The sequence below is a fragment of the Cupriavidus consociatus genome (assembly GCF_017814975.1).
Lineage (GTDB): Bacteria > Pseudomonadota > Gammaproteobacteria > Burkholderiales > Burkholderiaceae > Cupriavidus > Cupriavidus consociatus.
The window spans coordinates 1-439 of the sequence record NZ_JAGIQA010000175.1 but is presented as its reverse complement, the minus strand read 5'-3'; the positions used below and the strand labels follow the sequence as shown (position 1 = coordinate 439).

At 52.8% G+C, this 439-nt stretch carries 2 tRNA genes and 1 rRNA gene; all 3 read left to right on the top strand.

Annotated elements, in window-relative coordinates:
* Positions 1–76 (top strand): 16S ribosomal RNA (locus J8I82_RS37975); the annotation flags it as partial.
* Between the two features lie 62 nt (positions 77–138).
* Positions 139–215, top strand: a tRNA-Ile gene (locus J8I82_RS37970).
* Between the two features lie 11 nt (positions 216–226).
* Positions 227–302 (top strand) — tRNA-Ala (locus J8I82_RS37965).
* The last annotated feature ends 137 nt before the right edge of the window (positions 303–439 follow it).

Genomic DNA, 439 nt, shown 5'->3' with positions numbered 1-439 from the left:
CACGGCAGGGTTCATGACTGGGGTGAAGTCGTAACAAGGTAGCCGTATCGGAAGGTGCGGCTGGATCACCTCCTTTCCAGAGGCTTGTGTCTCAAGCCTAGCGTTCACACTTATCGGTTTGTTTGCTGTTACAGCCAAGGGTCTGTAGCTCAGGTGGTTAGAGCACCGTCTTGATAAGGCGGGGGTCGTAGGTTCAAGTCCTACCAGACCCACCAAGTTATCCGAAGGGGGATTAGCTCAGCTGGGAGAGCACCTGCTTTGCAAGCAGGGGGTCGTCGGTTCGATCCCGTCATCCTCCACCACGATCTCTGACGAGTGAGTACGGATACCTGGAATTGGTGGTCAAATGCAAGCGCTTAAGGCTTGAGCGTTTGCATTTGGCATTGCCAAGCGATCGAAGGATCGGCTGTTCTTTAACAATATGGGATGTAGTAAAGGT